This window comes from Streptomyces tricolor, assembly GCF_002155905.1.
In the GTDB taxonomy this organism is placed as follows: domain Bacteria; phylum Actinomycetota; class Actinomycetes; order Streptomycetales; family Streptomycetaceae; genus Streptomyces; species Streptomyces tricolor.
In genome coordinates this window covers 21,184-28,456 of the sequence record NZ_MUMF01000148.1, presented here as the reverse complement: position 1 = coordinate 28,456, position 7,273 = coordinate 21,184, and the positions used below count along the sequence as shown (strand labels likewise).

Annotated in this window: 4 protein-coding genes; all 4 read right to left on the bottom strand. The window is 71.6% G+C overall.

Annotated features, from left to right (window positions below):
* A partial coding sequence (locus tag CCN44_RS12055) for an STAS domain-containing protein (RefSeq protein ID WP_143649707.1) occupies positions 1–242 on the bottom strand: 242 nt, incomplete at its 3' end.
* Between the two features lie 113 nt (positions 243–355).
* Positions 356–814 carry a cyclic nucleotide-binding domain-containing protein gene (locus CCN44_RS12050; protein ID WP_059254314.1) on the bottom strand — a complete coding sequence of 153 codons (459 nt, stop codon included), beginning with the start codon at positions 812–814 and terminating at the stop codon, positions 356–358.
* 313 nt (positions 815–1,127) lie between these two features.
* A complete protein-coding gene (locus tag CCN44_RS12045) occupies positions 1,128–3,785 on the bottom strand; it encodes a cellulose binding domain-containing protein (RefSeq protein ID WP_086697648.1) in 2,658 nt (885 codons plus the stop codon).
* Between the two features lie 99 nt (positions 3,786–3,884).
* The gene (locus CCN44_RS12040) at positions 3,885–6,797 is read right to left on the bottom strand and encodes a glycoside hydrolase family 48 protein (RefSeq protein ID WP_086697647.1); all 2,913 of its coding nucleotides are present in this window, start codon (positions 6,795–6,797) and stop codon (positions 3,885–3,887) included.
* Positions 6,798–7,273 lie beyond the last annotated feature (476 nt).

Sequence of the window (7,273 nt, the reverse complement as noted above, 5' to 3'; positions counted from 1 at the left end):
CTGGGCGTGCTGTGCCGGGCCAGCACCCGGTTGCGCGCCCGGCACAGCACGCCCAGGCCGGCGCAGTCGATGAACTCGGTCGGCCGGAGGTCCAGCACCAGGTCGGGGCGCGGGCGCGCGGTGAGCGCGTCGAGCCGCGCCGACAGGGCGGGCACGGTCAGCAGGTCGATCTCTCCGGGCAGCGCCAGCACCGTGGGGCCGGCGGCCGGGGCCGGTGCGGACAGCTCGTGGGTCTCGGGCATGGGACCAGCGAACCGGGGGCGCCCCGGCCGCGGAAGGGCCGGACGGCCCCACTGCGGGTCCTCGTGGATCGTCGCCGTCGGCCCGGCCGACGGACTCGGGGCGGACACGGCGCTCAGACCAGGGAGCCGCTGCCGTAGGGGGCGTAGAGATCGAGCAGCCGGATCCGGGAGGCGTGCAGCCGCTGGGCGACCACCCGGCCCACCCAGCACGCGATGGCCCGGCCGAACGCGGGGTCCTCCGCGCACAGCGCGCGCACGGAGCCGGCGTCGAACTCGTAGGCCCGTACCGGGCTCGTCGCCTCGGCGCCCAGCTGCCACCGGTACGGCGGGAAGTGCCAGGACCAGCCGATGAGTTCGCTGTGCCCCAGGGTCTCGATGACGGCGGGCCGGCGGCCCGGCACCCGCAGGTCGAGGGCGACGGTGCCGGTGCGCACGATCCAGAAGCGGTCGGCGCGCCCGCCCTCCTCGAACAGCCGGGTGCCGGCCGCGAACGCGACCTCGCGGGCGAGGCGCATCAGGGCTGCCCGCTGCTCGGCCGGCAGAGCTGTGGTCATGGTGGTGGCGGAGGTCATCGCTCCGGCTCCCTTCCTCTGGCTCCTGCGCCCAGCCTGGCCGCGCCGGGCGTCCGGCACCATGGGCCGCACGGTCCCGGCCGGGGGCCCTTCGGCCCGGGCGCGCCCGTGGAGGAGGGGTGGGAAGCACGAGACGGGAAGGGCGAGACGGGAAGGGCGCCACCCGCTTCTCGCGGATCCGGATTGCGCGGTGCGCGGCACTCGGCCGCTTCTCCGCGTGGTCGACGCGTCCCTTCCCGCCACTACCAGCACACCACGGGAACCGCCGGCGCACCAGGCCCGCGCGGCACCCGCTGCCCGGCAGGACCCGGGATCAGGCGGTCGTACAGGTCTGGTCGCCCAGCTTGAACGACGCCGGTCCGGCGTTCGCGCCCGACCAGCTGCCGGTGAAGCCGAAGGCCACCGACGAACCCGCCGCCACGGTGCCGTTCCAGGTCACGTTCCGCACCGTCACCGCCGCCCCCGACTGCGTGTGGCCGGCGTTCCACAGCTGGGTGATCTGCTGGCCGCTCGGGAAGGTCCAGCCGAGGGACCAGCCGTTCCAGGCCGTCGAGCCGGTGTTGGTGAGCCGGACGTCCGCCTGGAAGCCGTCCGCCCACTGGTTGGTGATCTTGTAGGTGACGGTGCAGGCGCCGGCCGGGGGAGGAGTCGTACCACCGTCACCGCCGCCCCCGCTGGAGTCGGAGGTGTCGCCGTAGATCACGCCCCGGCCGTTGGTCGCGACGTACACACGGCCGTACACCCGCGGGTCGCCCGTGATCGCGGCGCCCGTCCATCCCCACTGGTGGGCGTCGTCGTTGATACGGGTCCAGGTCGCGCCCTTGTCCGTGGAGCGGAAGATGCCGCGCACCCCGCCGATCCGCGCGCTGGTGTACAGCGTCTGGTACGAGGCTCCCGCCGCGGCCTTGCCGAAGCCGATCGTGTCGGCCTGCTCCACGTTCGACAGCCTGCCGAAGCTCGCGCCGCCGTCCGTGGAGTGCCACAGGCCGTACGCGCCGTCCGCGGCCCCGCCGGCCAGCCAGATGTCGCCCTTCGCGCCGGGCAGTGCCTTGAAGCGCACGCCGTCGCCGCTCGGCAGGCCCGTCGCCGAGGAGGCGGTGAAGGTCGCGCCGCCGTCCGTACTCACGTAGAACGTCCCGGACTTGAAGCCGTAGAAGGTCTTCGGGTCGACGCGGTCCGACTCGACGACGGCGCCGGCCGGGATGCCGCTCGACGCCGACCAGGACGCGCCGAAGCCCGTCGTGTACCGCACGCCCGTGCCGGCCGGGCTCCAGACGAACCGGCTGCCGTCGGACGCCGCCGCCACCGTGCCGCCCCCGCTCACCCCCGACGGATCCGTGCCGGCGGACCAGGTGGCGCCGTTGTCCGTCGAGAACGCGATGTGCGGACCGGAGTCCAGGTCGCCCACCCGGACCACCGTGTCCGGGTCCGTCTCGGCGAAGTCCAGGCTGGTGGTCGTGGTGAAGGCGGGGGAGGTGTACATCATCGACGGCACCTCGGTGAGGTCCGTGTGCCGGAAGCCGCCGATGTCGCCGAGCGCGCTGAACAGCCGGGCGCCGCCGGAGGGCGGTGCCGCGAGGTCGTTCACGGCCGTCTCCTCCAGGCCCCGCACCATCGGCCGTACGGTGAAGGTGCCGCCGCTGTCCCACGCGGTCAGGTTCTCGGTGCCGTAGACGGTGGCCCCGGTCCCGTACATCATGCGGGCGGAGTCGAACGGGTCGATCTCCAGGGACTCCGTCATCCAGCCCAGTTTCGGCGTCTGCTCGGGCGGGGACGGGTGCGCGCCGAAGGTCAGCCAGGGGGAGGAGGACACGTCGATCGTGTAGCGGTTCGAGCGGTTCGGGTACGACGTGTAGTCCCAGGCCTTCGTCCAGGTGGCGCCGCTGTCGGTGGAGCGGAAGAGCTGGGTGTCCGGCCACCAGGAGCTGTACGCCGTCGCCATCACCGTGCCCGGACGCTGCCGGTCGACGGTCAGCCCGCTGAAGCCGTAGGAGGTGTCGGCCTCCGCGACCGGGCTGATGTCCGTCCAGGTGCCGGTCGCCGTCGCGTACCGCCACAGCCGGCCCTTGCCGCCGTCGTACGGGCCGCCCTTGTCGCTGTAGGCGAGGTACAGGTAGCCGTTCTCGGCGTCCAGGACGCCCTTGTGCGCCAGGTGGCCCGTGGGCTGCCCGGCCAGCCGGGTCCAGGTGGCGCCCGCGTCCGTCGAGCGGTAGACCGCGTTGTCCTGGTCGGCGACCCCCACGTAGATCGTCTTCGTCGCGCTCCCGGGGGACCCCGTCGACTCGTCGAAGGTGACCCAGACGATGCCCTGGTTGTCGCTCGCGTACCCGGTCGCATCGCCCGGGTCCTGCCGGTAGGTGCCGGGGTTCGGGAAGTTCGTCACCTGCGACCAGGTCGCCCCGGAGTCCGCCGACCGCCACAGGCCCTTGCCGCTGGGCGCGCCCAGGTACAGCACGCTGTTCCTGTGCGGGTCGACCGCGAGCCGTTCGCCCATGCCCCGGCCGGGCATGTTGCCGCCCAGCTTGAACGGCAGGTCCGCCTTCCGCCAGCTCGCGCCCCGGTCGGCGGAGCGCAGCACCGCGCCGTTCGTCGGGTCCCAGCTGTTGGTGTACGTCCCCACGGCCGCGTACACCCTGTCCGGGTCGACCGGGTCGGACGCCAGGCTCACCACACCCGTGTGGCCCCACTCGCTCCAGCCGACCGAGTCCAGCAGCGGGGTCCAGGTCTTCGTCGCCTCCTGCCAGCGGTAGGCGCCGCCGATGTCGGTGCGGGCGTAGATCAGGTTCTTCTCGGAGCGGTTGAACACGATCCCGGGGACGAAGCCGCCGCCGTCGATCCGGGCGTTGTGCCAGGTGTAGGCGTCCGCGGCGAGGGCGGCCCGCGGGGCGGGGGCGGCCAGTGCGGGAGGGGTGCCGGCGAGCAGTCCGGCGGCGAGAGCCAGTACGGCGGTGAGGACGCGGGTTCTGCGCACGGTGGGGTCCTTCCTCGAAGGGAACGCGCGACGACGGGGCGGCCCCCAGTGCGGGTGGGGGCCGCCCGTCGCGGTACACGGAGCCTCAGCGGGGACTGGTCATTCGAGCAGCTCCGCGTACGAGCCCAGGGCCAGGGCGATGTCCGCCTGGGCCCAGAACCGGTGGTAGGTGAAGACGGGCGCGGCGCCGCCCTTGAGGTAGGCCTCGACCTTCGACCAGTTCGGGTCGCTCTTGTAGAAGGACCGCAGCGAGGAGAACGTGGACGAGGAGTTGATCGCGTCACCGTTGGGCATGGTGCCCGTCCAGCCGCTCGGCACGTACACGCCGTCGTCGAACCGGCTGTAGTCGGCGCGGGTCTCGGGGACGGCGATGCCGAGGCTGTCCTGGTAGTTGCTCCACATGCCGTCCAGCAGCGCCTTCGCCGTGGACTTTGCCGCGGCGTCACCGGACCTGGCGGCGTAGTACGTCAGGGTCTTGGCGTACGCGGCGGCCACGCCGACGTCGTCGGTGTAGTCGGCGACCGTGACGTGCAGCCCGCTGTTGGAGCCGGGGTTCGACGCGTTCCAGGTGTCGGGCTGGCCCGACCACTGGAGGGTGGAGGGGATCCGGTAGGTGCCGTCCGGGTTGATCGTGGTCTTGGACAGCGCCCACTTCACCCACTTGTCGAGGATCGCCTTCGCCGTGGCGTTCCCGGTCTGCTGGTAGTACTCGGCGACCCGCTCCATCGACCACGCCTGGAACCCGAACCACTGGTTGGACGGCGGGTCGTGGTAGACGGGCTGCCAGTCGTAGTACATGCCGTAGAAGGTGGCGGCACCGGCCGGCGGGGCGGCGTAGCGGCCCTGCCAGCTGTTGGTCGCGCCGCCCGCGATGGCGCCCTCGGAGGACTGGAGCCACTGGTAGAACTCCAGCTGCCGCTTGAGCGAGGTCGACCAGTCGCTCGCGCCCGTCGCCGACTTGGGCTTCAGGGCGGCGTAGGAGCTGAGCGCGTAGGCGGCGAGGGGGTTCTGGTAGCCGCCGTGGACATGGCTGGAGCCGATCCGCCAGGCCCAGCCGGCGGAGGTGTCCGTGGCGCCGCCCCAGGCGTAGTACCAGGACAGCAGGTAGTGCGAGGCGTCCTTGCCGGAGCCGGCCGGGCAGGACGTGCTCGTGCAGTTGCCGATCTTCTTGAAGTACTTGTCGTACATGGCGTACCGCAGGTAGTCGCCCATCTTCGCGGCCTTGGCGACCGTCGCGGACACGTCACCGCCCTTGCCCTGCGCCTTCGCCCACACATCGGCCCAGTACGCGGCCTGCACCGCGCGCGCGTCCGCGTCCGGGGCGTTGGTGAACTTCCACTGCTTGGCGTAGGAGCTGTCGCCGGTGAACAGGTCCAGGTAGCCGTTCCTGCCGCCGTACTTGAAGGCGTCGCAGGTCGGCTGCGGCACCGTCTCCCAGACCGACTCCTGCGCGCCGCGCTGGAAGGTGTTGATGTACGACGGTCCGGTGGCCGTGGGGCCGGCCTCGCACTTGCCGGGCTCGTTGCCGTAGCCGTAGACGTTGTCCACGTCCTGGATCCAGTGCATGCCGTAGACGTCGTCCGTGCCGTAGGCGCTCTTCAGCTCACCGGCGATCGGGTCCGAACCCACCGGCACGGCCGTGTCCAGCTTCGCCGGGTACTCGTTCGGGGTGTCCAGCTCGGGTGCGTACGTCGCCGGCTTGGAGGCGTTGTAGAAGGAGTTCGTCGGCTGGTCGGCGTGGGTGGGGATCATGTACTTCTCCATGATCTCCCAGGCGCCGTTGAACTTGGACCAGTCGCCGGTGACCTTGCCGTACATCGCCTGGAGCCAGAGAAGGTAGCTGTACGCCTCCGACGTGGTCTCGTGGCCGTGGTCAGGGGCCTCGACGATCAGCGTCTCCACCGAGTGGTACGGGACGCCCTCGGGGGAGAAGTAGCCGTTCGCCGGGTTGGTGATCTTCCCGTACAGCTCCAGGAAGCGGGCGTCGTACGCCTTCGACGCGGGCAGCTCGGTGACCGTGACCGTCGCCTTGGTGTGGCCGGTGGCCGACGCGGTGAAGGTCGCGCTGCCGGTGCCGGAGGAGTCCGCCGTGACGGTCACCGGCTGCGCGGTGTTCCAGTTCGACGGGGTGAAGGTCAGCGAGGATCCACTCGTCACCGACAAGCCGGTGTTGCCGGCCGTGCGGGCGACGCCCACCGTCACGTTCGCGCTCGGCTGCGTCGACAGCTTCACCGAGAACGTGCCCGACTTGCCCTGCTGCACGCCCAGTTGGCTCGGCGAGGCGACCACGGCGGGGCCGGAGGCGACGGTGATGCCGACCGGGGTGGAGGCGGCGGACGCGCCGAGGCTGTCGTACGCCTTCGCCACCAGCGAGTGACTGCCCGCGGCCAGAGTGGAGACCGAGAGCGTGTACGGCGCGCTCGTGTCCGTGCCCAGCAGCGTGGTGTCGTCGTAGAACTCCACCTTGCTGATGCTGGCGTTGTCGGCCGCCGCCGCGGTCGCCGCGAGCGGTACCGCCTCGCCCTGGGTGTAGACCGCGCCCGCGCTCGGGCTGGTCAGCACGGTCACCGGCGGCTGGTGGGCGCCGGCGCAGGTGGTGCCGTTGACGGCGAACGAGGTGGGGGCGGTGTTGGTGCCGCTGTAGGTGAACTGGGCGCCGGTGGACACGCCGGCGCCCGCGGCGATGGTGCCGTTGTACGAGGCGTTCTTCACGGTGACCGTCTGACCGGACTGGGACCAGGTGCCGTTCCAGCCGCCCGTCAGCTTCTGGTTGCCCGTGTAGCCGTACGTCAGCGTCCAGCCGTCGATGGTGTCCGTGCCGCGGTTGGTGATCGTGAGATCGGCGGTGAAGCCCGAGCCCCAGTCGTTCGTCTTGTAGTCGACGCTGCACTGCACGGCCGCCGCGTGCGCGGCCGTGTGTCCGGTGGCGAGCATCGACAAGGGCAGGGCGAGCGCGGCGGCCATGGCGGTCCACAGCCGGCGCACGGCTCTGCGTCTGCGTCCGGGATCCATGTGCTGGTTCCTCCTTGCGGGCTTGCGGCTCGGTAAGAGAAGTCAAGGCTTGAACCAGTGGGAGCGCTCCCATAGTGAAGACGGGCCAAGGGGCGGTCAAGACGCTTGAAGAGTCGAAAAGATTCGACGGACCCGGTTAAAGAAAAGTCAAGCAACTCCCCTGGGCATACCGGCCACTTGGCGCTACCTTCACTCGCACCAGTGGGAGCGGTTCCGTTCAGTCGACGCGTCCGTCACGACGCGCAAACTGCAAGGACTCGCTCATGCGACACCCCCCGCGTTCAGTACTTTTAGCCGCCGTCGGCGGGCACCGGGGCGCACCTTCACGGACGACCGGGCGACCGCGTGCGGCCGGTGCCACGAGCCGTGCCCGGACCGGGCGACCCACCGGCGATCCCGCCGCCGCCCGCCGCGCCCCCGCCTGTTCCGGCGAGAGCTGCCGGACCACCTGCCGCGGGCCGCGTGACCGCCTGCGC

Excerpts from the sequence above, each read along its gene's own strand:
- CCN44_RS12040 (WP_086697647.1), bottom strand. The coding sequence starts at position 6,797 with ATGGATCCCGGACGCAGACGCAGAGCCGTGCGCCGGCTGTGGACCGCC.
- CCN44_RS12050 (WP_059254314.1), bottom strand. The coding sequence starts at position 814 with ATGACCTCCGCCACCACCATGACCACAGCTCTGCCGGCCGAGCAGCGG.